The organism is Methanomassiliicoccaceae archaeon DOK (genome assembly GCA_009911715.1).
In the GTDB taxonomy this organism is placed as follows: Archaea; Thermoplasmatota; Thermoplasmata; order Methanomassiliicoccales; family Methanomethylophilaceae; genus Methanoprimaticola.
Genome location: CP047880.1, coordinates 182,009 through 207,413 on the forward strand (window position 1 = coordinate 182,009; position 25,405 = coordinate 207,413).

General features: G+C 61.2%; 22 protein-coding genes. 15 read left to right on the forward strand and 7 right to left on the reverse strand.

From position 1 onward, the window contains the following. Positions 1-73: 73 nt before the first annotated feature. From JS82_00935 to JS82_00965, 7 genes are read left to right on the forward strand one after another with little or no spacing between them, the layout of a single operon-like run. Positions 74-373 carry a transcription factor S gene (locus JS82_00935; protein QHK16779.1) on the forward strand — a complete coding sequence of 100 codons (300 nt, stop codon included), beginning with the start codon at positions 74-76 and terminating at the stop codon, positions 371-373. Further along, positions 373-1,107 carry a DNA polymerase sliding clamp gene (locus tag JS82_00940; protein ID QHK16780.1) on the forward strand — a complete coding sequence of 245 codons (735 nt, stop codon included), beginning with the start codon at positions 373-375 and terminating at the stop codon, positions 1,105-1,107. The genes JS82_00935 and JS82_00940 overlap by 1 nt, the downstream gene beginning before the upstream one ends. Before the next feature lie 17 nt (positions 1,108-1,124). Next, the gene (locus JS82_00945; GenBank protein ID QHK18347.1) at positions 1,125-1,940 is read left to right on the forward strand and encodes a transketolase; all 816 of its coding nucleotides are present in this window, start codon (positions 1,125-1,127) and stop codon (positions 1,938-1,940) included. Next, the gene (locus JS82_00950; protein ID QHK16781.1) at positions 1,937-2,878 is read left to right on the forward strand and encodes a transketolase family protein; all 942 of its coding nucleotides are present in this window, start codon (positions 1,937-1,939) and stop codon (positions 2,876-2,878) included. Before JS82_00945 ends, JS82_00950 begins: the two co-directional genes overlap by 4 nt. Position 2,879: 1 nt before the next feature. Then, positions 2,880-3,527, forward strand: a complete 648-nt coding sequence (gene fsa, locus JS82_00955) for a fructose-6-phosphate aldolase (protein QHK16782.1) — start codon at positions 2,880-2,882, stop codon at positions 3,525-3,527. A 4-nt stretch (positions 3,528-3,531) separates the two neighbouring features. Next, a complete protein-coding gene (locus JS82_00960; GenBank protein ID QHK16783.1) occupies positions 3,532-4,674 on the forward strand; it encodes a geranylgeranyl reductase family protein in 1,143 nt (380 codons plus the stop codon). Next, on the forward strand, positions 4,671-5,717 hold the full coding sequence (locus JS82_00965; GenBank protein ID QHK16784.1) for a class I SAM-dependent methyltransferase family protein: 1,047 nt from the start codon (positions 4,671-4,673) through the stop codon (positions 5,715-5,717). The genes JS82_00960 and JS82_00965 overlap by 4 nt, the downstream gene beginning before the upstream one ends. Before the next feature lie 161 nt (positions 5,718-5,878). Here JS82_00965 and JS82_00970 read toward each other — a convergent pair whose 3' ends face one another. After that, on the reverse strand, positions 5,879-6,154 hold the full coding sequence (locus tag JS82_00970) for a hypothetical protein (GenBank protein ID QHK18348.1): 276 nt from the start codon (positions 6,152-6,154) through the stop codon (positions 5,879-5,881). A gap of 1,288 nt (positions 6,155-7,442) precedes the next feature. On the opposite strand from JS82_00970, the gene amt reads away from it, so the two are divergent. The 4 genes from amt (at position 7,443) to JS82_00990 (ending at position 10,342) form a co-directional block, all read left to right on the forward strand. Continuing rightward, complete coding sequence (gene amt, locus JS82_00975; GenBank protein ID QHK16785.1) at positions 7,443-8,789, forward strand: ammonium transporter; 1,347 nt, start codon at positions 7,443-7,445, stop codon at positions 8,787-8,789. A gap of 10 nt (positions 8,790-8,799) precedes the next feature. Continuing rightward, positions 8,800-9,117, forward strand: a complete 318-nt coding sequence (locus tag JS82_00980) for a P-II family nitrogen regulator (protein ID QHK16786.1) — start codon at positions 8,800-8,802, stop codon at positions 9,115-9,117. 94 nt (positions 9,118-9,211) lie between these two features. Further along, entirely contained in the window at positions 9,212-9,841 is a 630-nt protein-coding gene (locus JS82_00985) for a dimethylamine methyltransferase (protein QHK16787.1), read from the forward strand. A 66-nt stretch (positions 9,842-9,907) separates the two neighbouring features. Then, positions 9,908-10,342 (forward strand): HD domain-containing protein, encoded by a 435-nt coding sequence (locus JS82_00990; GenBank protein QHK16788.1) that lies wholly within the window; start codon positions 9,908-9,910, stop codon positions 10,340-10,342. Positions 10,343-10,588: 246 nt separating this feature from the next. Here JS82_00990 and JS82_00995 read toward each other — a convergent pair whose 3' ends face one another. The 5 genes from JS82_00995 to JS82_01015 form a co-directional block, all read right to left on the reverse strand. Beyond that, a complete protein-coding gene (locus JS82_00995; GenBank protein ID QHK16789.1) occupies positions 10,589-11,698 on the reverse strand; it encodes an SPFH domain-containing protein in 1,110 nt (369 codons plus the stop codon). A 4-nt stretch (positions 11,699-11,702) separates the two neighbouring features. Beyond that, the gene (locus tag JS82_01000; GenBank protein ID QHK16790.1) at positions 11,703-12,245 is read right to left on the reverse strand and encodes a hypothetical protein; all 543 of its coding nucleotides are present in this window, start codon (positions 12,243-12,245) and stop codon (positions 11,703-11,705) included. 4 nt (positions 12,246-12,249) lie between these two features. Then, entirely contained in the window at positions 12,250-12,543 is a 294-nt protein-coding gene (locus tag JS82_01005) for a hypothetical protein (protein ID QHK16791.1), read from the reverse strand. Between the two features lie 92 nt (positions 12,544-12,635). Continuing rightward, positions 12,636-14,180: a hypothetical protein gene (locus JS82_01010; protein QHK16792.1), complete on the reverse strand. Its 1,545-nt coding sequence runs from the start codon at positions 14,178-14,180 to the stop codon at positions 12,636-12,638. A 1-nt stretch (position 14,181) separates the two neighbouring features. Next, entirely contained in the window at positions 14,182-15,120 is a 939-nt protein-coding gene (locus tag JS82_01015) for a hypothetical protein (GenBank protein QHK16793.1), read from the reverse strand. A 292-nt stretch (positions 15,121-15,412) separates the two neighbouring features. On the opposite strand from JS82_01015, the gene JS82_01020 reads away from it, so the two are divergent. Continuing rightward, complete coding sequence (locus JS82_01020; protein QHK16794.1) at positions 15,413-17,596, forward strand: glutamine synthetase type III; 2,184 nt, start codon at positions 15,413-15,415, stop codon at positions 17,594-17,596. A gap of 15 nt (positions 17,597-17,611) precedes the next feature. Next, positions 17,612-22,033 (forward strand): glutamate synthase large subunit, encoded by a 4,422-nt coding sequence (gene gltB / locus JS82_01025; protein ID QHK16795.1) that lies wholly within the window; start codon positions 17,612-17,614, stop codon positions 22,031-22,033. Positions 22,034-22,237: 204 nt separating this feature from the next. Here the strand turns inward: gltB and JS82_01030 are convergent, their stop codons facing one another. After that, the gene (locus tag JS82_01030; GenBank protein QHK16796.1) at positions 22,238-22,762 is read right to left on the reverse strand and encodes an adenine phosphoribosyltransferase; all 525 of its coding nucleotides are present in this window, start codon (positions 22,760-22,762) and stop codon (positions 22,238-22,240) included. Positions 22,763-23,356: 594 nt separating this feature from the next. Between JS82_01030 and JS82_01035 the strand changes: the two genes are divergently transcribed. Together JS82_01035 and JS82_01040 are read left to right on the forward strand one after the other, a co-directional pair. Beyond that, a complete protein-coding gene (locus JS82_01035; protein ID QHK16797.1) occupies positions 23,357-24,274 on the forward strand; it encodes a hypothetical protein in 918 nt (305 codons plus the stop codon). Between the two features lie 203 nt (positions 24,275-24,477). Then, on the forward strand, positions 24,478-25,404 hold the full coding sequence (locus tag JS82_01040; protein QHK16798.1) for a ribose 1,5-bisphosphate isomerase: 927 nt from the start codon (positions 24,478-24,480) through the stop codon (positions 25,402-25,404). Position 25,405 lies beyond the last annotated feature (1 nt).

The window sequence follows — 25,405 nt, forward strand, 5'->3', positions numbered from 1 at the left end:
ATATTTTAGTCGCACACGGACGTGCGCTATCTCTTTATAGGGACATTCAATCCACCCGCTAGAGGCTGATAAAATGTTTTGTCCATCATGCGGATCGATGATGTTCCCGAAGGAGGGGAAGTACGTCTGCAACTCCTGCGGTGCCACCAAGGACATCGGGGAGAAGGCCGAAGTCATCGTGACGGATTCAAAGGACAGGATGATGAGGGTCATCGAGGATGACGTCGCCACCCTTCCCAAGACGCGTATCCTTTGTCCGGAGTGCGGACACACAGAGGCATTCTTCGTCATCAGGCAGACGCGTGCCGCGGATGAGCCTGAGACCAGGATCTACCGTTGCTGCAAGTGCAACCACTCCTGGAGGGAGTACTGATGTTCAGTGCGGACCTCAAGTCCGACACCCTGAAGGGTCTGGTGAACATCATATCCACGCTCATCGACGAAGTCAAGTTCACAATCACGCCAGAGGGGATGACCCTCAAGGCTGTCGACGCCGCCCATGTCGCGATGATCGAGATGGAGGTAGAGAAGTGCGCGTTCGACAAGTACGAGGCAGAGGACTGCGAGATAGGCCTCGACCTCGACAAGGTCAAGGACGTTCTGAAGCTCGCCGCATCCGGCGACGTCATCGGAATGGAGCAGGACGACACCCACGGCAGGCTCGTGTTCAAGGTCGGCAACATCACCAGGCGCATGAACCTGGTCGACACGACAACAATGAGCGACCCCAAGGTCCCCCAGCTGTCCCTCACCGCCAAGATCAGCCTGCCGGTGGACGAGCTCCAGAAGGGCATCCGTGCGGCGGACAAGATCTCGGACCACATCACGCTCAAGGCCGGCCCCGGGTACTTCGACATGTTCTGCGAGGGGGACACCGACTCAGTGAGCCTCCATCTGGACGGGGCGTCCGTCGAGGTGGACTCGGACTCCGAGGTCTGCAGCATGTTCCCGCTCGACTACTTCTCCAACATCATCAAGGCCATCCCCGCCGGAACGACGGTCATGGTAGAGCTCGACAACGACTACCCCGTCAAGCTCGTGTTCTCGCTGGCCGACGGAAACGCCAGGGTCAACTACCTCCTGGCACCCAGGATTGAGAGCGAGTGACCATGAAGGACATCAGCGTGGCCGAGCTCGAGGAGATCGCCAACAGGCTTAGGATCCATGTGGTGGAGATGACCACCGCGGCAGGCTCCGGGCATCCGGGAGGGTCCCTCTCGGCCGCGGACCTGATGGCCGTCCTGTACTTCCGCAACCTCAACCACGACCCGAGCAACCCCCAGTGGGAGGACAGGGACAGGTTCGTGCTCTCGAAGGGGCACGTCGCTCCGGTCCTGTACGCCGCCCTGGCGGAGTCCGGGTACTTCCCGGTCGAGGACCTCGTGACCCTCAGGAAGATGGGCTCGAAGCTCCAGGGACACCCCGTGCGCGGGAAGGTCCCAGGCGTCGAGATGTCCACCGGGTCCCTCGGACAGGGGCTCAGCATGTCATGCGGCATAGCGCTCGCTGGCAGGATGGACGGCAAGGAGTACAAGACGTACTGTCTCCTCGGGGACGGGGAGCTGCAGAGCGGCCAGAACTGGGAGGCGGCGATGTTCGCCAGCCACAACGGGCTCAGCAACCTGATCGCCATCGTGGACAGGAACAGGCTCCAGATCACAGGCAGCACAGAGGACGCCGTCAGCCTCGAACCACTTCCGGAGAAGTGGAGGGCGTTCGGCTGGAATGTCATAGTCATCAACGGCCACAACATCAGGCAGATCTCGGAGGCCCTGGACAAGGCGGCCGAGTCCAAGAGGAGGCCCACCGTCATCATCATGAACACGATCAAGGGGAAGGGCGTGTCGTTCATGGAGAACAACGTCGGCTTCCACGGCAAGGCCTGCAACCAGAATGAGTACGAGCAGGCCATGTCCGAACTGAAGGGGGAGTCCGAATGAGCGAGAAGCTCGCACAGCGCAACTACTACGGCAAGGCCCTCGCCGAACTCGCGGGGGAGAATCCGAACGTCGTCGTCCTCGACGCGGACCTGGCGGGATCCACCAAGACCTCCGACTTCCAGAAGGTCTGCCCCGAGAGGTTCGTCGAGGTCGGGATAGCGGAGCAGAACATGATCGGCATCGCCGCCGGCCTCGCGGCGTCCGGCAAGGTGGCATTCGCATCCACATTCGGGGTGTTCGCCACCGGCAGGTGCTGGGAGCAGATCAGGCTCGCCGTCGCCTATCCGAGACTCAACGTCAAGGTCGTCGCAACCCACTGCGGGATCAGCGTCGGGGAGGACGGGGCGTCACACCAGGCCCTGGAGGACATGGCGGTCATGCGCGCGCTCCCCAATATGACGGTCATATCGCCGGCGGACGCCTACGAGGCGTACTCCGCCACGAAGGCCATAGCGGACTACGACGGTCCCGTCTACATGAGGATGGGCCGTGCGGAGTTCCCGACCATCACGGAGGAGGGCGCTCCGTTCACCATCGGCAAGGCCACGGTCATGAGGGAGGGCGGCGACGTCACCCTCGTCGGATGCGGCCAGATGGTCTCGTTCTGCCTGGACGCGGCCGAGGAGCTTTCGAAGGAGGGCATCGAGGCCGAGGTCATCAACATGTCAACTATCAAGCCCCTGGACACGGAGACGCTCGTGGCGTCCGTATCCAAGACGGGCTGCTGCGTCACCGCCGAGGAGCACAGCATCATCGGCGGTCTCGGTTCCGCGGTCGCGGAGGCTCTCTCCGAGAGCGTCGTCGCCCCGCTGGAGAGGGTCGGCACCCGCGACACCTTTGGGGAGTCGGGGAAGCCGGCAGAGCTCATGGAGAAGTACGGGCTCACGGCCGCGCACATCGCCGAGGCGGCCAGGAAAACGATATCGAGGAGGAGCTGAGATGAAGATATTCATAGACACTGCGAACCTTGACATGATCAAGGACATCAACAGCTGGGGGATCCTTGACGGGGTCACCACCAACCCCAGCCTCATCGCCAAAGAGGGCGTCGACGTCAGGACCCGCGTCAGGGAGATCGCCGAGGTCGTCGACGGGCCCATCTCCGCCGAGGCCATGTCAACCACCTGCGACGAGATGGTCAGGGAGGGACGCGAGCTCGCCTCCATCCACCCCAACATCAACGTCAAGCTCCCCATGTGCATCGAGACGCTGAAGGCCACGAAGATCCTGTCCTCGGAGGGCATCAAGGTCAACGTCACCCTGATCTTCTCCCCGCTGCAGGCCCTGCTCGCCGCCAAGGCCGGAGCGGCCTTCGTGTCCCCCTTCGTCGGACGTCTGGACGACATCGGAGAGCACGGAATCGACCTCGTCTCCCAGATAAGGACCATATTCGACAACTACGGGTACGACACGGAGATCATCGCGGCATCCATCCGCGGCCCCGCGCACGTGTTGGACGCCGCGCTCATCGGAGCCGACATCGCCACCATACCCTACGACACCCTCAAGCTGATGATCAAGCACCCCAAGACGGACGAGGGAGTCGCGAAGTTCATCGCGGACTACGAGAAGTCCAAGAAGAGCTGAGCAGATGCGTGACGTCGTGGTCGTCGGCGGCGGTCCAGCCGGAAGCCGCTCGGCGGCCCTGCTTGCACGGGACGCGGACGTGGTCGTGCTCGAGGAGCACCCCCGCTCCGGAGTCCCGATGCAGTGTGCGGGCCTGATAACCGACGACGTCATCGAACTGTCCGGCGTGAGGCCGGACATCCTTTCCACGCTTTTCGGGGCGGAGGTCGTCTTCCCGGACGGCACCGCCCTCACCGTGCGTTCCGATAGTCCCAAGGCCCGCGCGGTGGACCGTGCGGACCTCGACTCCAAGATGGCAGACGCCGCCATGGCGGCCGGCGCCGAGTACATGTTCGGCACAAGGTTCCTGTCCAGCAGGGTCTCCGACCGTGTCTCCGTCGACACCACGGCTGGAGGGATCGAGGCGGCCCTGGTCGTGGGTGCGGACGGTCACACATCCAGTGTCTCCGCGGGCATACCCGGCAGTGGTCCCCGTGAGTACCTCCGCGGCATCCAGGCGGATGTGGCCTGGAGGCCGGACCACGACGACCTGTTCAGGATCCATCTGGGGAGCAGATACGCTCCCGGCTTCTTCACATGGGAGATCCCATGCGGCGACTTCACACGTGTCGGCCTCTGCGCATCATGGGAGGCGGGCCCGCCCATGCAGTATCTCAGAAGACTTCTCGAGGACCTTGGAGCGGAGGAAAGGGTGGTCGGCATGCACAGCGGCAAGATCCCCCTTCATGGTCGCGGACGGATCGTCGGGGACAGGACGATGCTGGTCGGGGACGCCGCCAGCCAGGTGAAGCCGGTCTCAGGCGGAGGCCTCTACCCTGGACTGACAGCCGCGGGCATACTGGCGGATGTTGCGGGGAGGGCCCTCTCCGATGGCGATCTGTCGGCCGGCAGTCTGTCCGAGTACGAGAGGCGTTGCGACCGGGACTTCGGCTCAGAGCTCCGCAGGGGATACACTCTCAGACGCATGTTCGTCCGCATGTCCGATGAGGATCTCACCGCCGCGGGCAGGTTCGCGTCCCGTGACGACGTCCGCTCCGTGCTGGACGACATCGACATAGATCATCCATCCGCTGTTGTCAGGGGACTCCTGGCACATCCATCGGCGGCCCTCTCGGCCGTGCCGCTCGTGCTGAGGTGTCTCGTATGAAGCGGGTGACCTTCGCAAAGATCCCCTCGGAGGGTGCGGGACCCAGGATCAGGGAGCTGATGGACCGCGGATGGGTGGACCTGCATGCCAAGATCTCGAAGGATGAATGCTACCGTTACGTCCCGATCCTGCCGGAACACATCGGCGAGGTCGTCGAGGAGGGCTACGAGACGGTAGACGGGGATGCCCACACACTGGACCGCAGGAGTCCGCAGGAACGCATACGTGAGGCTCTGTCCGACCATCCGGATCTGCTGGAGATGCTCCCGGAACGCTGGGAGTTCGTCGGTGACATCGTCATCCTGAAGATGGACCCACGCTGCCGCCCGTACGGCCCCCTCATAGGCGAGACCTATGCCAGGGTCCTGGGGGCGAAGACCGTCTGCGCCGATGTCCGCGGGGTGTCCGGCGAGTTCCGCCAGCCCAGCATGGAGGTTCTATATGGGACGGACACCGAGTCCGTTCGTCTGGAGAACGGGATAAGGTACGGTTTCGATGTGACCAAGGTGATGTACGCATCGGGCAACACGGATGAGCGCATGCGCATGAGGAGATTGGACTGCAGGGGCGAGACCGTGGTCGACATGTTCGCGGGCATAGGGTACTTCACCCTGCCACTGGCCAAATTCTCCGGTGCCAGGAGGGTATTCGCATGCGAGAAGAACCCTGACTCCTACAGGTTCCTGGTCCGCAACATTCGTGACAACGAGGTCTCCGACGTGGTCATCCCGATCCTGGGGGACAACAGGGACCTCCTCGGAAAAGGGTTCGCCGACAGAATCCTGATGGGATATGTGCAGACGACGGCGGACTTCCTTCCAGCGGCGCTGAGGATGATCAGGCCCGGTGGCATAATACACTATCACGACACCTTCTATGTCAGCGAGTACCGCGAGCGCATCGAGTCCATATTCGGTGAGAACTGCGGGGAAGGGGGTTATGAGGTTTTGGGGATCCGCGAGGTGAAGTCCTTCGCCCCCGCGGTGTCCCATTATGTGGCGGATGTGAGGATCACACCTTCTCGTTCGCGGAGCTCGCAGTGAGAAGCGTGTTCATCTCGTCCCTGTACTTATCGCCCTGAGCGTCGACCACGTTCTTCACGAACGGCACCAGGTACTGGGCGAAGTCCAGCTCGTCGGCGGACAGCTTCACGGGAGCATCCTCGCCGGCGGCGATCGAGAACGCTGCGGCCACGACGCGGGACTTACTGTCCTTCAGAGGGGTCTTCGATATGGTCTCCAGGACCATCCTGCCGCCTCCGACCTTGGAAGCCTTTGCGAGCTTGTCGGCGATGGTCGTGATCGGCCCGGGCTTCTTGAACTCCGGGAGCGAGGCCACCACATCGGCAGACACGAACACGTTGTACGCATTCGCCAGAACGGTCATCGGCTGACTCTTGGACACGTCGCCCATGGCTTCCGCGGTCCTCATGTCGGTGTGCGCCGCTATGAGCTCCTTCCAGTCCAGCTCCCAGAGGGATCCGTACGCCTCGGACAACTTGTTGGTCTTGAGGATCAGGGCCCTGTTGTTCTCGGACAGGAACTTCTTCAGGGAGGCCTTCTCCCTCTCCTCACCGGTCAGATCTGCTATGAACTCGTCCAGGGAGGAGCCGTAGTTCTTGGTGCCTATGATGTACGTGGCAGTGGAGCCTCCCTTGAGGCTCCCCATCCTGGCCCTCTTGACCGAGGCCAGAAGGGCTGCGTCGGTGACCTTCCCGACCATGTACTCCTTCAACCTGTCGCCCTCGATGGGCTCCACATCGCTCTCCCCCACGGCGTGGTACTTGTGCCTGACGCTGACGGAGATGTCATCCAGCGGGTCGACGGCGGCGAGCCTGGACACGATATACATGAGTGTGGACACGTCCTTGGCGCATCCGTCGCAGATCCTGATAGTCTCGTTCAGCGATTTTATCCTGATCTCTATCATCGCGGATGTCTCGTGACCGCAGACCAGGCCGTCGTCGGGGAACTCGTACGGGGTCTCCCAGAACGTGTCGTAGAGGTAGTCCTCCGGCATGTTGGGGGTGTCGGAGCACACCAGGTCATCGCCGAACGAGTACAGGTGGAGCTTGTTCTTCTTCACGACTCCGTTGTAGAGGAGGAGTCTCTTGCGGGGATCGTCGTAGTACTGGCAGCCGATCAGGTAAGGCGCCGCCACGGTTCCGCGCACGGCGTAGGAGATCTTCTCTCCTCCGAGTGTACCGCTGGCGAGCAGAGGGATGGCCCCTTCGGCGGCCAGGGATATGGTTCCGGCATAGGCCCTGACGATGTCGTCGCCACCGAGTCTGGACGCCTCCTTGATGAGAGCGTCCTTGCTGTTGCGGATCTTCTGGAGAGAATCGATGTTCTTGAACGTCTTGTCGAAGACGCATTTCCTGCAGTTGCCCGCACACTGGGGCCTCAGGAGCCCCGGGTTGTCCGCGAGAGTCCTCGCGCGGTCTAGCAGATCGTCCTCCAGTCTTTTGGACGAGTGCTTGACACCTCTCATTCTGAGACGTTTCTTGCCGGCCATGTTCAGGTCATGGGCCTGTTTCTAAAAGGTTCTTTCTACAGGCCGTGCGGAGGTCCAGCAGGATCGTCTCGGTGCGCATATGTCCAGCGAACGGGACAATCCCGAGACGTACGTCCCATGTCAATCAGTTTTGATGAACAATTGAGTATAATTATTAGATATTATTATTCACTTTACAGGTAAGATTGAAAAATGATTAGACATTTGTCTATTTTGTCTAAAACACAATAGACATTCATCAAGGAGGAAATCAATTGAGGCTATTGAAGGCGGCGATCCTCGGGATGTTGGCATTGGTCTCCGTGACCGTGTTCATCATACCCGAGGTATCCGCAGATTTCGAAGGAGGTACCGTCGACACCACATCCTCCGTGTTCATGTTCCTGTGCACGATGCTGGTGTTCATGATGGCCCCCGGAATCGCCCTCTTCTACGGCGGCATGCTGAGGAAGCAGAGCATGACTTCCATGATGGCCCAGTGCATCGGGGTCATGGCGGTCGTCGGTGTGATCTGGTGGGCAATCGGATACTCCCTGGCTTTCGGCGATTCCGGCAACGGGTTCATCGGAAGTTTGGACTACCTGTTCGGGGCTGACACCCCGTACGACTCCGGCAACGGGACGATGCCCTGGGTCCAGTTCATGCTGTTCCAGGGAACGTTCGCAATCGTGACGTCCTGCATCGTGTTCGGAGCCACCGCGGAGAGGGTCAGATACCCTGCGATACTTGTGTTCCTGGCACTGTGGTCCATCCTGGTCTACGCACCCATGGCGCACATGGTGTGGGGCGGGGGATTCCTCAGCGCCGGACTCACGTCACTGGGCCTCCCCGTCCAGGACTTCGCCGGAGGTACCGTCGTCCACATATGCTCGGGAATCTCCGGAGTCGCCGCGGCACTGGCGATCGGACGCAGGAGCTCCCGCACCGACAAGGGCAGGAGCCACAACGTCCCGATCATGTTCATCGGATGCGCCCTGCTGTGGGTCGGATGGTTCGGATTCAACTGCGGTTCGGAGGGAAGCTTCGACGAGATCACCATCCTGGCGATGGAGAACACCTTCGTCGCCTCCTGCGTGTCCACAGTGGTCTGGATCATCGTCCAGTACATCCACGTGGGTCGCGTCAGCGTGACGGGTCTCTGTGCAGGCGTCCTCGCAGGACTGGTCGGCATCACGCCCGGCTGCGGGTTCGTGGAGCCATGGGCGGCAACCGTCATAGGTGCCGTTGCCGCAGTGGTCTGCTACTTCGGCATAATATTCATGCGCAAGAGGAAGGACATCGACGATGCCCTGGACGTCATGGGCGTCCACGGGATCGGAGGCATATGGGGTGCGATCTCCGTCGGAGTGTTCTCCGTCGCCAGTCTCAGCTGGGAGGGGAACGGCGGCCTCATCGCCGGTCAGGTGGACCTCCTGGCCGGTCAGGTGGTGTCCGTGCTGGTCACCCTGGTCTACTGCTTCGTCGTGTCATTCGTACTCATGAAGGTCATCGACTACGTGATGAAGAGCGTGGGGGAGAAGAAGGGAGCCTCGCTCAGCGAGTCCGAGCAGATGGTTGGATCGGACATCGTGGAGCACGGGGAGTCCTCCTATCTGATGTGAGGCGGTTCGCATGAAGATGATCATGGCGATAATCAGGCCCGAGTGTCTCCAGAGCGTCAAGGACGCTCTCAGGGATGCGGGCATCAGCGGGATGACCATAACCCACGTCACCGGGCGTGGAGAGCAGCGCGGACTGGTGTTCACCAACAGGGTGGGCGAGTTCGTGGTGGATGAGATCGAGAAGGTCAAGGTGGAGGTGGTCGTCGAGGACGACGCCCAGGCGGACGTCGTCGTATCGGCTGTCAAGGGTGCAGCGGACACAGGCCACCCCGGAGACGGAAGGATCTTCATAATGCCGGTGGAGGAATCGATTAGGATCAGAGGATGACGAGGTACACACAGACTGACATGACTAGGCAGACATCTCCTAAACCATTTTCAAACAACTTCCAAACCATTTTTATCCGTCCGGAGTGAGCCAGATGCGTTTGGAATCGATTTTGAGCCGTATTGCCGATGCCGTTCTCGAAGGCAAGGACGACATCGCCGTCCAGGCCGCCGTCGATGCTATGAACAGAGGGGTCAGCGCCGAAGCGGTCCTGGAGGTCGTGGACGAGGTCGTCCTGGAGGTAGGCGGCGGTTTCTCCAGAGGGGAGGTCCTCCTGCCGAGGATAGTGGCGGTCTCGCGTGCGGCGGAGGCGGTCATCAGGAAGACAGGGCCGATCCAGAGCAAGCCGATGAGAGGGACAGTCATAATGGGTACCGTCAAGGGGGACATCCACATAATCGGGAAGAACCTGTGCTGCGCCATGCTGAGGGGAGCGGGATACACCGTGATCGACCTCGGGTGCGATGTTACGCCTGACGACTTCATCGACGAGGCGATGGTGAACCACGCATCCATCATCGGGGTGTCGTCCCTCATGACCACGACCCTGATCTCCCAGAAGGACCTGGTCAGAGAGCTGAAGTCTTCCGGCTGCAGGTGCAGGACCATAGTCGGCGGGGCCCCATGCAGTCAGGAGTGGTGCGACAGGATCGGTGCGGACGCCTACTCCGCAACCGCTTCCGAAATGGTCTGCATCGTCGGCAGGATGGCCGCGGGGTCGTGATCGGGACCATGTGCGGACGGACGGCATCCAATGGGTAGATATCCGACCGTGTGCCATCCCCTGTCTATGATATACACCCCTCTGACAGTCAAGGCAGCCCGCATCGCATACGATGCTCACCACGGACAGTACGACGTCTGCGGGATGCCGTACATATTCCATCCGTTCACCGTGGCGGAGAACATGACCGACGAGTACTCCACATGTGTGGCGCTTCTCCACGACGTGGTGGAGGACACCGATGTGACGCTGGACGATCTCGCAGGGGAGTTCCCGGAAGAGGTCATCGAGGCTGTCCGTCTGATGACGCATGACAAGGATGTGGACTACGAGGAGTACGTGACGGCACTGAAGGGGAATCCTATCGCCAGGACCGTGAAGCTCGCTGATGTCGCCCACAACTCCAACGAGTCCCGCAACGCGCTAGCCGATGTGTCCGAGAAGAAGAGGGAGCACTGGCGCAGGAAGTACGCCAGGGCCAGGGAGATCCTGGAGGGATGAGTCGGCTGACCGGGTCCGATGCCAATCGATCATCTTCTTCATCCCGGAAGTGAATCGTCATTACACCTTCGTTGGTGATGTGACTTTCAGACACTATTAAATTGTTGAAACTTAAACAATTATTAAGAGCATATATGTCAACGATATCATTGACTCATCCTTGATGACATTGCATCATAGGTGAATGAAAATCAACGGTCGGTTGGGAGAAAGGGAAGATGCCCCGGTCTCCCGGGGCGGTTTGGTTCAGTACAGCTGCTCGGAGCAGTACGGACAGAACTTGGGGGTCTTCGGAAGACCGCTGATGTTCTGGCCGCAGTACGGGCAGTTCTTGAACTTGGGGGGTTCCTGTGCCGGGACGGCCTGGCTCTGAACCGGCTGCGCGGGGGCCTGCTGGGGCTGACCCTGCTGCATCTGCATCTGGGGCGACGGCTTTCCGCAGTTGTTGCAGAACTTGTACGGATAGGGGTTCGGGCTGCCGCAGTACGGGCACATCGTGGTGGGCCCCTGCTGTCCCTGGGGGGCTCCCTGCACGCCCTGGATCGGCTGCTGCTGGAGCTGCTGGTACATCTGCGGGAACAGGAGCATGCCCGTACCCATGGCGGCGCCCCCGTCAGAGGTGCCGATGGCGTTGGCCATGCTCTCCATGATCTCGTACCTCCTGAACGCCTCTCCGTTGGCGCTGCTGAACTGGAGGTACTCGAAGACCTTCTGCTGGTCCTCTTCCGTCGTCCTGACCTCGTTGATTTTCAGGGAGAGGAGCTCGATTCCCCTCTGGACGAAGTACTGCTCCACCAGGACCTTGGTGGTCGTGGAGGCCTTCTCGAGGTTGTTGAGGACGTCCATGTAGTACTGCTTGGTCAGCTGCTGGGTTATCTGCTCGTTGATGAAGCCCCTCATGAACTCGTTCACATCACCGGTGGTGTAGTTCTGGAGTCCACCGAGCACCTGCGTGTAGAACACGGGCACATCGGTTATCCTGAACTGGAAGTCGCCGTTGGCCATCAGGGTGATCGGCACCTCGTATCCCTGCGCGGCCTTGATCATGCCGCGGATGCCCCACCTGCCGTTGAACATCTTCAGAGAGACGAAGATGATCTGCACCTTGAACGGGGTCTCCTTGTAGCCCAGGGCGAGGTTGTACAGCTTGGTCAGCCAGGGGATGTTGCTGCTGGTGATCAGGTGCCTTCCAGGCTCCAGGACGCCGGTGAGCTGTCCGTCCCTGGCGAATATCGCGACGGCGTGCTCGGGGACGGTCACGGAGGTGAGGGTCCTGAGGTCGTCGTGCTCGCATGCGTATATTATGTCGTCGGGCCCCTGGCTGTCCCAGGTCACGACGTTGGTCTTTCCTGCCATTCAATCACTCCTCCGCCGGCTCCCCGCCGAATCCCTTCATGATCGTCTCCCTCTGGTTGTAGTCCTCCATCATGGAGTCAACTCCCCTCTCGAGGTTGCGGATCTCGGCCTTGACCTCCATTCCGCGGTCCACGCTGTCGAGGAGGTCGGATGCCGCCTCCCTGAGCAGCTTGATGTCCTCGATCAGCTTGGCGTCCCATTTCACGAGGGCGTCCAGGTCGTCCTCGAGGATCTTCACGGCTGTGTGGAATCCGGAGTACCCGTTGACCGCCTTCTTCACGCTGATGTCGTACCTGTCGACCTTTGTCCTGATCCTCTCCAGGTCCATCATCAGTTCGGGCTGGGAGACCAGCTCCCTCTGGATCGTGGCCAGGTCCGCCTTGGTCCCCTGGATGGCGCGGGAGAGCTCCCCCCTGACCGCCCTGTCCTCCTCCCTGCGGAGGTTCTTCTCCTTGTAGCCTTTGTAAATCGGGATGTAGAGCGCTATCCTCTCGACGAGGGACATCTCGCTCTTCATCTCACCTTTGACCGTCTCATCCAATGTCATTCTATCACGCGTTCCTGTTCTTGATCGCCATCGTGATTCCCACCACGGCCAGGACGATGATCAGCACCGCCACCGTGACGAGTACGTTCTCCGTGAAGCTGTATGCGAACCCCGCGAGTCCTATTCCCGCGAGAACGGCACCCGCCGCCATGGCGGCGTCGGACGCCGAGGGTCCGAAGTTGTCCTCTCCGCCCTTCTTGGCGAAGCTCATGACCGCCATGTACAGTCCGTACACCACCAGTATGGCCGAGAACGTGTTGAGCAGGTCCCCGGTCACGACGTACAGAAGCACGCCCACGGCTATCGCCAGGAGCAGGACTCCCGCCGATATCGCGTTCCAGGTCCTGGGGTTCAGGCCTTTGGATCCATCGCTCGTTTTCCATCCCTCCTTCAGATTCTGAGTGTCTTCTCCAGATCGGTGTTCCTTAATATCGCCGGGGCGAGGCGGTCGAACTCCTTCGGGAGTGTGATTCCGTTCACGGACTTCCCGCAGGGGATGTAGATCAACCTCTTCACGCTCGGCTTGCTGAGTTTTAGTTGGCTGTGTGTCTTGGAGCTCTGGTCGAGGTAGCACTCGACCAGTCTCGCGGCCTCGGTCTTGGTGCTCAGGGGGATGACGACCTCCCTGGACCCGGGGCTGTTCTCGGCCGCCGAGTCGGCGAGCCTGCCGATGCCGGCTCCGCCGCTGATGCTGTCCTGGTCGCCCTTCATGCGGTCGAAGAAGGACTTGTCGGGCGCGGCGGCGAAGATGTCCGTGAGTCCCGAGCGCGGGTTCCCGAGGGCCTCCGCCGATGCGGTGAAGGTCGCCGGGACCAGGAGGTCCTCCTTGACCTCCACCGTCTTCTTCGAGAGGAACGACCCCGTGGTGAAGCTGTACCTCAGGTCCACGTCCCAGAACGGGTACAGGATGTCCCCGGCGCCGGGGCAGATCGGGAGGGTGCCGCCGTTCTTGGCGGACACGATGCCCTCCACGTACCCGTAGAGTTCGAAGTCCCTCTCCTGCCTTCCCAGCAGGCGGTCCCACTCGCGGGACCGGGGGTAGTCGATGCTCGACAGCTGGTTGACCAGGTCCAGCATCTTGAGCGGGTCCTTGGTCCTGCCGTTCATCACCATCTCCGTGACGTTCTTCAGGGTCCTGCACTGGCCTATCTCGATGTCCACTGCCCTGATCATGACGGCCATCTTCGGATTCGCCAGTATGTCCTTCTTCGCGGCCTCCAGCTTGGATATCGCAGACTCCGTCTTCAGCGCGCATCCGGATGCGTCGCCGTTAAGGACCATGTCCGACGCTGCGCACACCTCGGAGAGCGCCTCCAGGCGGGCTGCCAGCGGCTCGTATCCGTTGCATTTCCTGACGGATTCGGCCGAGTCCTTAAAGTTGTTGGACATTAGCGCGAACCTTCCGGGCGTTGTGTCCGTCAGCAGGTTGGAGTTGTTCACGATCATCGCGTACGCCGAGGCGAGGTTCTCTCCGTCGGTGATGGACGTCTTACTCTCCTGGTCCACCGCCAGCGGCTCGATGCTCTTCAGCTTGGCGTTGAACTCGAACGCCTGCGTCGAGGTGTGGTCCGTCTTCGCCGGCTCCCCCTTGCTGAATGGGAGGACGATCAGGGGCGAGGAGATTACGGAGTTCAGCGCGAACCTGTACTCCCTTAGCTCCACGTCCAGCATCGGTTTGACGTTGTTCACGAATATGTTGTGCCTGGCTATGGGGTCCACGTTGTCGGTCTGCGACAGCGAGAACCCTCCGGGGATGGCCTTCCCTATCCAGGACTTGATCTGGGCCATCATCTGGTCCATGTACGCCTTGGCGTCGACCCTCTGCTGCGTGGTCCCGCAGCTGGGGCATGTGACGTACGGCGAATCGGATTCTATGTCCTTGCGGTCGAGCGGTGCCCCGCAGTACTTGCACCGCAGCTCAATCATCTCGTCCATCTCATCTGCCCATCCTTGCGAAGGCTATCTGGCTCTGCAGGGCGGCGATCTGCGCCTGGAGTCTCGCCTCCATGGCGCGCATCTCCTGCATAGTCTGGTTGTAGTATCCTCTGGAGATCTCGTCCGAACGGTTCGACACAGCCGAGTAGCAGGCGCGGCAGATGTAGATGTGCTGTGGGTCCCCGTCGGGCCTGGATCTCGCAGTGGGCTTGTCCTTGTCGTCGAGCGCCGGTGAGACGTCAGCCGGTGCCGAGAAGAAGTGGATCCCTTCTCCGGTGGCTATCCTGCCGCACAGCCAGCATGTGCATGTGGTGGAGTACGCCCTGACCTTGGCCATGTTGGTGTCACCGCTCTGCCCGTTCTGCTGGCGGTACCCCATCGCGATCTGCTCGTACTCCGCGGCCTGGGATGGGTTGTCCCACACGACCGCGTCGGCCATGCACTCGTAGGACACCGCCATCAGGTTGAAGAACTCGGTCATACCGGTCACGGAGGTGTCGTTCTTGAACAGCTCCAATATGATCAGGTTCTTTTCGCCGATCCTGCTCTGGAAATCCTGTGCGAGCTTCTGGATCTGCTTACCCTTGTCCATCAGGGCCTGCCCCTCGCCGCCGCTGGAGAGGAGCTCGATCTTCCTGATCGTCAGCTGGCACTCCGTTATGAGCTCGTCGCGGGAGATCTCCGTGAGTCCGAACTCGAACCTGTCATGGCTCGTGAATCTCTCGAGGGCGCTCAGGAGGTTCCTGTAGGCGTTGACGTTGGTCAGCCTTTCCCTCAGGTCTATGAGGGCGACTTTCACGGCTGCGGCATCGTCGATCCCGCCCTCCTTGTCTATCGACTTCTGGAGATAGTCGCGGGCCTTGCCGTACTCGCCTCTCTTGATGAGCTCCTTGCCCTCGTCGTAGAGCTCGTCTCCGCTTTTGAAGAGCTTGAAAACCATGTCCCTTCCCTGCAGGATGTATGGACGTCCACGGTTAAGAACGCTGGCATGGGTCCAGTTTAGTCGCGCGTGCGTGTCGCGCACGAATAGAACAACGGTATAATGCGAGGGCATATCGCGGGATTCATCCGACGCATGTGCACAGATGCCCCATGATACTGAGCAAATGTATAGATTCGTTCGGGATTGTCGTTTCTATCATAGACATTTGTCTAATGATTTCTCAAATCACTGATTTTTTATCTCGGCCAATTCGAAAGGTTTATTAAGATGTGACGTTGAATGTGGGTCCATGTCCTACACAAGGTTCGACGCTGTGGAAGAGGCGTTCGTAAGGCCCCCCGTGAAGGCGGTACCTCCTGCGCCGGCTACCTCCGATTACTTCGGCTGCTATGTTTTCAACAGGAAGAACATGAGGAAGTACCTCTCCTCGGACACCAGGCAGAAGGTGTACGAGTCGATCGAGCAGGGCGTCACCCTCAACAGGGACGTTGCGGAGCAGGTCGCCGCCGGAATGAAGCGTTGGGCTATGGACATGGGCGCCACGCACTACACCCACTGGTTCCAGCCTCTGACCGGAGGCACGGCCGAGAAGCACGACTCCTTCGCGGAGCCCTACGGGAAGGGGGAGAGCCTGGAGGAGTTCACAGGGAAGCTCCTCTGCCAGCAGGAGCCTGATGCGTCGTCCTTCCCCAGCGGGGGACTCAGGAACACCTTCGAGGCCAGGGGATACACCGCATGGGATCCCTCCTCGCCCGCGTTCGTCATGGGGGACACGCTGTGCATCCCCACGGTTTTCATCTCATACACAGGGGAGGCCCTGGACTACAAGGCGCCCCTCCTGAAGTCAGAGGCGGCCATCGCCAAGGCGACCGCCGACGTCCTCAAGTACTTCGGAATCGAGGACGAGTTCGTGTACTCCTATCTCGGATGGGAGCAGGAGTACTTCCTGGTGGACGCCTCGCTCTACGCGATGCGCCCCGACATCATCATGGCCGAGAGGACCCTGGTCGGACACAACTCCGCCAGGAACCAGCAGCTGGAGGACCACTACTTCGGATGCATCCCCAGCAGGGTCCTGGAGTTCATGAAGGACCTGGAGTTCGAGTGCTACAAGCTCGGCATCCCGATCAAGACGAGGCACAACGAGGTCGCGCCCAACCAGTTCGAGATCGCTCCCGTTTACGAGCAGGCGAACCTCGCCATCGACCACAACCTGGAGCTCATGGCGGTCATGAAGACCGTCGCCGAGAAGCACGGGTTCAAGGTCCTCCTCCACGAGAAGCCCTTCGCCGGCATCAACGGGTCCGGGAAGCACTGCAACTGGTCCATCGGCACATCCAGCATCGGACTGCTGTCCCCCGGGAAGACCGAGATGGAGAACCTCAGGTTCCTCACGTTCGCAGCGAACATCCTCAAGGCGGTGTACGACAACAACGCCCTCCTCAAGGCGTCCGTGATGACCGCCTCCAACGCCCACAGGCTCGGTGCCAACGAGGCCCCTCCCGCGATCATCTCGTCCTTCCTGGGGTCACAGGTGTCCGCTGCCTTCGACGAGCTCCTTAACAGCAACGACATGGTCAGGATCAGCGGAAAGAGCAGCTACAGCCTCGGCATCCCCCAGATCCCGGAGCTGCTGATCGACAACACCGACAGGAACAGGACGTCCCCGTTCGCGTTCACAGGCAACAGGTTCGAGTTCAGGGCCGTCGGTTCGTCGGCGAACTGCTCATCCGCTGTCACCGTCCTCAACACCATCGTCGCCAACCAGTTAACGAAGTTCAAGGAGGCCGTCGACAGGAGGATCGCAGACGGGGCATCGGTGGTCCAGGCTCTCCTGGATGAGACCAGGGAGACGTACAGGGCCTGCAAGGACGTGTGCTTCGACGGGAACGGATACTCCGAGGAGTGGAAGGCCGAGGCGAAGAGGCGCGGCCTCGACTGCGAGACGTCCGCACCCGTTTGCTACGATGCGTTCGTCTCCCCCAAGACCATCGAGACCTACAAGGCCGTCGGGGTCATGAACGAGGTCGAGCTCAAGGCCAGGACCGAGATCAACTGGGAGATCTACAGCAAGAAGATCGAGATCGAGGCCAGGGTCCTGGCGGACCTCACCGCCAATCACATCCTGCCCGTGTCCACGAGGTACCAGTCCATCCTGCTCGACAACGTGTCCAAGATGAAGGAGATCTTCACGGACGCCGACGAGTTCCAGCAGGTAGCCGCAGGCGAGATCCAGATCATCAAGGACATCGCCATGCACACCAGCGAGGCCCGCGCCCAGGCGGTCGCGATGGAGGTCGAGTGCGACAGGATCAACGCCATCGACTGCGAGAGGGAGAAGGCGGTCCAGTTCCACGACATAGTCGTGCCCTACCTGGAATCCATAAGGGAGCATCTCGACGCCCTCGAGATGATCGTCGACGACGACATGTGGCCGCTTCCGAAGTACCGCGAGCTCCTGTTCATCCGCTGATAGGCCGGTGGTAGCTTGGACGACCCATTCGCAGACTCACACAATAGAGGACTCTATGACCCCCGCTACGAGCACGACGCATGCGGCGTCGGCATGGCGGTGAACATAGACGGGAGGAAGGAGCACCGCATCGTCGAGTACGGGCTGGAGCTTCTGGAGAACATGGCCCACAGGGGCGCCGAGAACGGCGACGGCCGCAGCGGCGACGGGGCGGGCATCATGGTGCAGGTCCCGCACCGCTTCATCGAGTCCCTTGGGATCCCGGTGCCGGAGGCCGGAAGGTACGGCACCGGACTGTTCTTCCTCCCCAGGGATCCGGAGGCTGCGGAGGGCTTCATGGCCATGTTCAGGGAGGAGTGCTCCCGCCGCGCGCTCTACGTGATCGCGGAGAGGGACGTTCCCGTGGACCACACGGTCCCGGGAAGGATGGCCCTGGATGGGGAGCCCCGCATAGTCCAGATCTTCGTCACATCCTACGACAGCCCGGAGGTCCTGGAGCGCAAGCTGTACAGGGTCAGGAAGGTCGTCGGCAACAGGATCGCCTCCTCCGGAGCCCCAGGTTCCGGGGACTTCTACATCTGCAGCCTGTCCACCAGGTGCATGGTCTACAAGGGCATGCTCACGCCGGAGCAGCTCAGGGCGTACTACCGCGACCTCAGCGATCCTCTGTTCGAGTCGGCGGTCGCCATGGTGCACTCCAGGTTCAGCACCAACACGATGCCCGCGTGGAAGCTTGCTCAGCCGTTCAGGATGCTCTGCCACAACGGCGAGATAAACACGATAAGGTCCAACAGGTCGTGGATGCAGGCTCGCGAGAGCCTTATTCACACCGACGCCATCCCGGATACCGAGGAGATCTTCCCGATAATGCAGTCCGGGATGAGCGACAGCGCCACCCTCGACAACGTCTTCGAGTTCCTGGTCATGGCCGGCAAGGGCATGCCCAACGCGCTGTCCATCATGATCCCGGAGTCCTGGAACGACAGGAACCCGATCCCGGACAGCCTCAAGGCGTACTACGAGTACCACTCCATCCTGATGGAGCCGTGGGACGGCCCTGCGGCGGTCCTGTTCTGCGACGGCAGGCTCGCCGGAGGGATGCTCGACAGGAACGGCCTGCGTCCGGCGAGGTACTGTGTCACCGACGACGGCATGATGATCCTGGCGTCGGAGGCGGGTGTCATCCCGCTGGATGCCGTAAACGTGGTGGAGACGGGGCGCCTCAGACCCGGAAAGATGCTGCTGGTGGACACAGGCCAGGGCCGCGTCATCGAGGACGCCGAGATCAAGGAGGCCCTGGCAACCGCGTACCCGTACCGCGACTGGCTCGAGCAGAACCGTCTCGACCTGGGCACGCTGTCGTCGGGCAGGCAGGTCGGCCGCAAGGTCGACGGCTACGAGATGCTGCTGGCCGGATTCGGGTACTCAGCAGAGGACCTCGCGAAGGTGATGGAGCCCATGGCCGTGACCGGCAAGGAGGCCGTCGGGTCGGCTGGATACGACGCCCCTCTGGCCGTGCTCTCAGACAGGCCCCAGTCCCTGTTCAGCTACTTCCGTCAGCAGTTCGCGCAGGTCACGAACCCCCCGATAGACCCGATCAGGGAGGAGCTTGTCATGTCCATCACTGGATACATAGGGTCGGTCCAGCAGAACATCCTGGATCCCGCCCCCAAGCTCTGCAGGGTCGTCAAGTCCAGGCGCCCGGTCATCACCAACAGGGAGCTGGACCTTCTCAGGAACCTCAGATACAGGGGGTTCGACGCGGTCACCCTGGACACGACGTTCCCCGCGGACAGGTCCCCCGGGGTTCTGGAGAGGGAGGTCTCCAGGCTGTGCGCGGAGGCCGAGGCGGCGGTCGACGCCGGGGCCTCGTTCATCATACTTTCAGACCGTGGGGTTTCCGCGGAGAGGGCTCCGATGCCCTCGCTCCTGGCGCTGTCCGCCGTGCATCAGTACCTCATAGCCGCAAGGAAGCGTCTCCAGACCGCGCTGGTGGTCGAATCCGGGGAGCCGAGGGAGGTCATGCACTTCGCCCTCCTCATCGGATACGGGGCCAACGCCGTGAACCCGTACCTGGCCTTCGCAGCGGTGCAGGACATGGTGGACACAGGCAGGATCAAGATGGATGCCGACACCGCCGAATCGAACTACCTGAAGGCGGTGGACAAGGGTCTCCTGAAGATAATGTCCAAGATGGGCATAGCCACGATCAGGTCCTACCGCGGTTCCAGGCTGTTCGATGCGATAGGCATCGACTCCGCCGTGGCGGAGCGCTACTTCGGGAACACGTCCTCCGCGGTAGGTGGGATCGGGCTCGACGGCATCGCGTCCGAGTACCTCGCCATGCATGACGCCTCCGCGTCCGGACAGGTCCAGGACAAGGGTGAGTACGCGTACAGGAAGGACGGGGAGCGTCACAGCTGGACACCGGACGCCGTCAAGGCCCTCAGGTCCGCGGCGGTCAACGGTAGTCGTGCAGACTACGACCGCTTCGCCGGCATGGAGGACGGGGGCGGGTTCTTCCTGCGCCATCTCCTGGACGTCAGGACCGGCGAGCCGGTTCCGATAGAGGAGGTCGAGCCGGTAGAGTCCATCATGAAGAGGTTCGAGGTCGGTGCGATCTCGTTCGGAGCGATCAGCAGGGAGGCCCACGAGACCCTGGCGGAGGCGATGAACTCCATCGGGTCCAGGAGCAACACCGGAGAGGGAGGGGAGGACCCCGCGAGGTTCGTCCCGGGCCCCGACGGCAGGAACCTCAGGTCGTCGATCAAGCAGGTCGCGTCCGGGAGGTTCGGGGTCACCGCTGAGTACCTGGTCAACGCGGACGAGCTGCAGATCAAGGTCGCACAGGGGGCCAAGCCCGGAGAGGGCGGCCAGTTGATGGGCTTCAAGGTCGACAAGGTCATCGCCGCCACGAGGCACACGATCCCGGGGATCACCCTGATCTCGCCTCCTCCGCACCATGACATATACTCCATAGAGGACCTGAAGCAGCTCATATTCGACCTCAAGTGCATCAACCCCCGGGCCAGGATAAGCGTGAAGCTGGTCTCCGAGTCCGGTGTCGGAACGGTCGCCGCCGGAGTGGCAAAGGCCGGGGCGGATGTCATCCTCATCTCCGGAGGCGACGGGGGAACCGGTGCCAGCCCGCTCTCGTCCATCAGGTACGCCGGGTCTCCCTGGGAGACCGGTCTCGCGGAGGTTCAGCAGACCCTCAAGATCAACGACCTCCGCTGCCGCGTCCGCCTGCAGGTCGATGGTCAGCTCAAGACCGCCAGGGACGTCATAGTGGCCGCACTGCTCGGCGCGGAGGACTTCGGTTTCGCCACGGCGCCGATGGTCGCAATGGGATGCGTGATGTGCAGGAGGTGCCAGACCAACACCTGCCCTGTGGGGATAGCCACACAGGATCCGGAGCGCAGGGCGAGGTTCGACTCCAGGCCCGAGCACGTCGTCAACTACTGGAGGTTCATGGCCGAGGACGTCCGCAGGATCCTCTCGGAGATGGGCTTCAGGAGCCTGGACGAGATCGTCGGACGCTCGGACCTCCTCGTTCAGAAGTCAGGGGATGGCAAGGCCGCATCCCTGGACTTCTCGAGGATGCTGGCACATGTGGCGGGCGACGACTCATGCGTCAGGGGTCAGGAGGACATCCTGGCCAGGGTGTTCGACCGCAGGATCATCGAGGACTGCGGTGACGCCCTCATAACGGGAAGGAAGGTGTCGCTCAAGTACAGGCTCACGAACGTGGACCGCTCCGTCGGCGCCATGCTGTCCGGGGAGGCCGTCCGCAGGGGCGCGAGACTCGAGGACGACACCATCGACATCACCTTCGTCGGCGCTGCCGGACAGAGCTTCGGTGCGTTTCTGACGAAGGGGATAACGTTCAGGATGAACGGTCTCGCCAACGACTACGTCGGCAAGGGTCTCTCCGGCGGGAGGATCGTCGTCAGTCCCGGGAGTTCGGTTCCAGAGGGCAACGTCATCGCCGGGAACACGCTCCTGTACGGGGCGACATCCGGGGAGCTGTACGTGGCGGGATCGGTCGGGGAGAGGTTCTGCGTCCGCAACAGCGGCGCAGTCGCTGTAGCCGAGGGTGCCGGAGACCACTGCTGCGAGTACATGACAGGGGGCAGGGTCGCGATCCTCGGCAGATGCGGCAGGAACTTCGCCGCCGGAATGTCCGCGGGAATCGCCTACGTCCTGGATGAGGACGGGGACTTCGACAGACACTGCAACATGGACATGGTCGAGCTCTCCCTGGTGGAGTCGGACGCAGATGTATCGGAGCTCAGGTCCATGATCGAGCGCCATCTCGCCGAGACGGGCAGTCCCAGGGCCAGGGAGATCCTGGAGGACTGGGAGGGCTACCTCCCCAGGTTCCTCAAGGTCATGCCCGTGGGCTACAAGCTGCTGCTGGAGCAGGAATCGGAGTGACCGGGGCGACAGCCCCCGTCTCTACCACCTGCCGCGCTCGTCGCACAGAGGCCAAAGGCGAGGGCTCGATGTTTCAGAACGGATGTCAGTCTCGGCTCCCGACCAGAAGGGCGATCGTCCTTCGAAAAATCATGCGACTGCAGAAATGATGAGTTTGTGCCTGGGTCCGGCGGGCCATGGACACCCGCCAAACCCTGAATTTTTTCAGGCTCCCTCGTAGACGATGAGGGAGTCCACGTCGTAGCCTTTGAGCTTCTCTCTGCCCTCGAGTCCAGCGAGCTCCATCACGAAGGCGACCTTGGCGACGACTCCGCCCTCCCTCTCGACGAGTTTGATGGCAGCCTCGACGGTGCCACCCGTAGCGATGAGGTCATCGATGATGACGACCTTCTGGCCGGGCTGGATGGCGTCTATGTGCATCTCCACCTCGGCGGTGCCGTACTCCAGATCGTAGGATTCGGAGATGGTCTCCCTCGGGAGCTTCCCTTTCTTGCGCACGAGGATGAACCCCTTGTTGAGGGCGTATGCGACGGGGGCCCCGAAGATGAAGCCCCTGGACTCGGTCCCGACGACGTAGTCGAAGTCAATGTCCTTCACGAGGTCGATGAGGCCGTCGATGGCCATCTTGAATCCGTCCTTGTCGCTGAGGACGGTGGTGATGTCTCTGAACAGGATTCCCTTCTTGGGGAAATTGGGGATCTCGGTAACATAGTCCCTCAATGCGGTCATGGGACGATGGTAGAAACGAGCACTTTAAAAACATGATTATCGGAACAACCCGGAACTGGGCAGGCACGAGAACCCTGCCCTTCTTGATCGGCCCCTTTGAGGGTAAGGGGGCGCTGAGGCCCGTTTGTTGCGGTCATCAGTCGAGTCTTGCAACCGACCGAATCAGAGCGCCGTCGGGAGATAAGTGTCCAACGACCAGTCTTTCTTCGAGACGCCGGTGTTCATGTCGGTCTCGCCGCAGATCCCAGTTACTTTCCGTTTACTGATAGCTCTCTTACCTCCTGCGAATGAGTACGCTTTGCAAGTATATAAAACATATAGTTTCATAAACGAATTACACTGATATTTTTACGATTATCGTCAAATTCATTGCGATATACCTCGAAAACGTAACATTTGTACGAATATCGTATCTATTTTCGTACATCGTACAAATGTTTAAGTATAGTGCAAGTCGATTCGACCTCTCAGGATAGCGTACGATCGTCGTATGTCTTCGATCATTTCTCAGTTTACGGCTGTTACCAATGGTTATTCATCTTCCGTAATACGCATCAACAACCACTAAATCCGCAGTCGGCTTACCGTCGGTCGATGGAGTCCGACTTCGAGATGGAGGTCCGTCAGTTCCTGGCCCGTGACCCGTTCCGCTACCGTATGGTCCCAGCGGACGGTCTCGCACTGTTCTGCCAAGCGCTCACCCATGACAGCTACACGAACGAGCGCGGAGGGGAGAGCTACGAGAGGCTAGAGTTCCTGGGTGACGCGATACTCGAGTTCGTCGTCTGCGAGGAGGTGTACTCGGACACGGATCTGAGGGAGGGGGCCATGACGGACTACAAGCAGGACCGCGTTGCCAACCGCAGGATCTCAGAAAGGGTCCTGGCGTACGGGCTCGGCATAGACGGCATGATGCGCGTCGGCGGCGGCCATCACGGTCCGGACGGGAAGGTCATCGAGGAGAACATGCGCGCCGACTCCTTCGAGGCGCTGCTCGCGGCCATCTACCTGACATACGGCATGGACGAGGTCCGTCGCATAGTCCGCGAGGTCATCGACTCCACGGAGCTTCCCTCAGGCCCAGCCGACGGCGGACGTCCTGACGTCCCTGAGACGGACGGCGGAGTAGTCGAGGACCTCCGATGGCGTCCTTCCCGCGCAGGGCGCGTCCTCGCGCGACATCCAGCTGAGGATCCTCTCGTTCATCCCGCCGTAGGCGGAGATCGCGTGGTCCAGGACCGAGATGTCCCCGGAGGTCAACGGGGAGAGGTCGGGGGTGGATTGGAGTGCATAGGAGACGGAGCCGTGGCGGAACGACACCCTGAGCAGCTTCCTGCGGACCAGGTCGACGAGGAGGTCGTCGATGCCGGCGGGTTCGGGGCCGCCGTTCGCCAGAACGTAGTCGGATCCGGATACGGATTCCCCGCGGAGCTCGTAGCTGCCGAAGTCGCTGAAGTAGCACAACCTGCAGAGCATGACCCTTCCGAAGTTGCGGTTGCATCCGCAGCGTGACACGATGTACAGGACCATCGCTCCGAGCTTCCCCTCTCCCCTCATGCACAGGTGTTCTCCGCCGAAGGTATATGGATGTGTCCCGCTGGATGTCGGATGCTGTGGGACGGCTTCCACATGTTCCGAGCATCTTCCGGTCTCTTCGTATTCTATAGAGATTCAGGACAATCTCATTATTATCTGACGAGCGTGATTCAGGAACCGTGCAAGACATCATAGCCGAAACATCGGAGAAAATCCGCGACATGACGATCCGCGGTGCCGGCAGGATAGCACGTGCCGGAGCCGACGCGCTGGGCAGGTTCGCCGAAGGGTACACGGGCAATTCGCTCGAGGCCTTCAGGGAGGACCTGGACAGGGCGACCGCCACAATCCTCGACTCCCGTCCCACGGCGGTGTCGCTCTGGAACGGGGTACACTACACGGTGAAGGGCGTCGAGTCCGCCTCCAGCGTGGGCGAGGCCAGGGAACTGGTCATCACCAACGCCAGGGAGTTCTGCGAGAGGTCCGAGAAGGCGGTGGAGACCATCGCCCGCATAGGGGCCAAGAGGATTGAGGACGGGGACACCGTCATGACCCACTGCAACAGCAGCGCCGCGCTGGGAGTGATCGAGGAGGCCCACCGCCAGGGCAGGGAGTTCAGGGTGTTCGCCACCGAGTCCCGTCCGTGGAGGCAGGGGATCCTGACCGTCACCCAGCTGGCGGAGGCCGGGGTCGACGTGACGATGATCATCGACAGCGCCGTCCGCTACGTCATGAACGACACCGACAAGGTGTTCGTCGGAGCGGACACCATCACCTCCCACGGGGCGGTGATTAACAAGATCGGCACCTCGCAGCTGGCCCTGGCGGCCCATGAGGCGAGGACGCAGTTCTACGTCTGCGGCGAGACCTACAAGTTCTCCCCGATGACGGTGTTCGGCGACATGGTGAAGATCGAGGAGAGGGAGACTTCCGAGGTCGTCAGGCCCGGGGAGATCCCCGAATCGGTGAAGATTTTCAACCCTGTATTCGACAGCACGCCGGCTCAGTACATAGACGCCATAATCACTGAGGTGGGCATGGTCCCGCCCACGGCGGTCTACGACATCCTGGTGCGCCAGCTCGGAGACGGGATTTTCAAGGAGTGAG

Coding starts and splice junctions, on each gene's coding strand:
- JS82_00940 (QHK16780.1), top strand. CDS start 373: ATGTTCAGTGCGGACCTCAAGTCCGACACCCTGAAGGGTCTGGTGAAC.
- JS82_01030 (QHK16796.1), bottom strand. CDS start 22,762: ATGACCGCATTGAGGGACTATGTTACCGAGATCCCCAATTTCCCCAAG.
- JS82_01000 (QHK16790.1), bottom strand. CDS start 12,245: ATGACATTGGATGAGACGGTCAAAGGTGAGATGAAGAGCGAGATGTCC.
- JS82_00980 (QHK16786.1), top strand. CDS start 8,800: ATGAAGATGATCATGGCGATAATCAGGCCCGAGTGTCTCCAGAGCGTC.
- JS82_00960 (QHK16783.1), top strand. CDS start 3,532: ATGCGTGACGTCGTGGTCGTCGGCGGCGGTCCAGCCGGAAGCCGCTCG.
- JS82_01035 (QHK16797.1), top strand. CDS start 23,357: ATGGAGTCCGACTTCGAGATGGAGGTCCGTCAGTTCCTGGCCCGTGAC.
- JS82_00950 (QHK16781.1), top strand. CDS start 1,937: ATGAGCGAGAAGCTCGCACAGCGCAACTACTACGGCAAGGCCCTCGCC.
- JS82_00965 (QHK16784.1), top strand. CDS start 4,671: ATGAAGCGGGTGACCTTCGCAAAGATCCCCTCGGAGGGTGCGGGACCC.
- JS82_00995 (QHK16789.1), bottom strand. CDS start 11,698: ATGGCAGGAAAGACCAACGTCGTGACCTGGGACAGCCAGGGGCCCGAC.
- JS82_01020 (QHK16794.1), top strand. CDS start 15,413: ATGTCCTACACAAGGTTCGACGCTGTGGAAGAGGCGTTCGTAAGGCCC.
- JS82_01015 (QHK16793.1), bottom strand. CDS start 15,120: ATGGTTTTCAAGCTCTTCAAAAGCGGAGACGAGCTCTACGACGAGGGC.
- JS82_01010 (QHK16792.1), bottom strand. CDS start 14,180: ATGGACGAGATGATTGAGCTGCGGTGCAAGTACTGCGGGGCACCGCTC.
- fsa (QHK16782.1), top strand. CDS start 2,880: ATGAAGATATTCATAGACACTGCGAACCTTGACATGATCAAGGACATC.
- JS82_00985 (QHK16787.1), top strand. CDS start 9,212: ATGCGTTTGGAATCGATTTTGAGCCGTATTGCCGATGCCGTTCTCGAA.
- JS82_00990 (QHK16788.1), top strand. CDS start 9,908: ATGATATACACCCCTCTGACAGTCAAGGCAGCCCGCATCGCATACGAT.
- JS82_00935 (QHK16779.1), top strand. CDS start 74: ATGTTTTGTCCATCATGCGGATCGATGATGTTCCCGAAGGAGGGGAAG.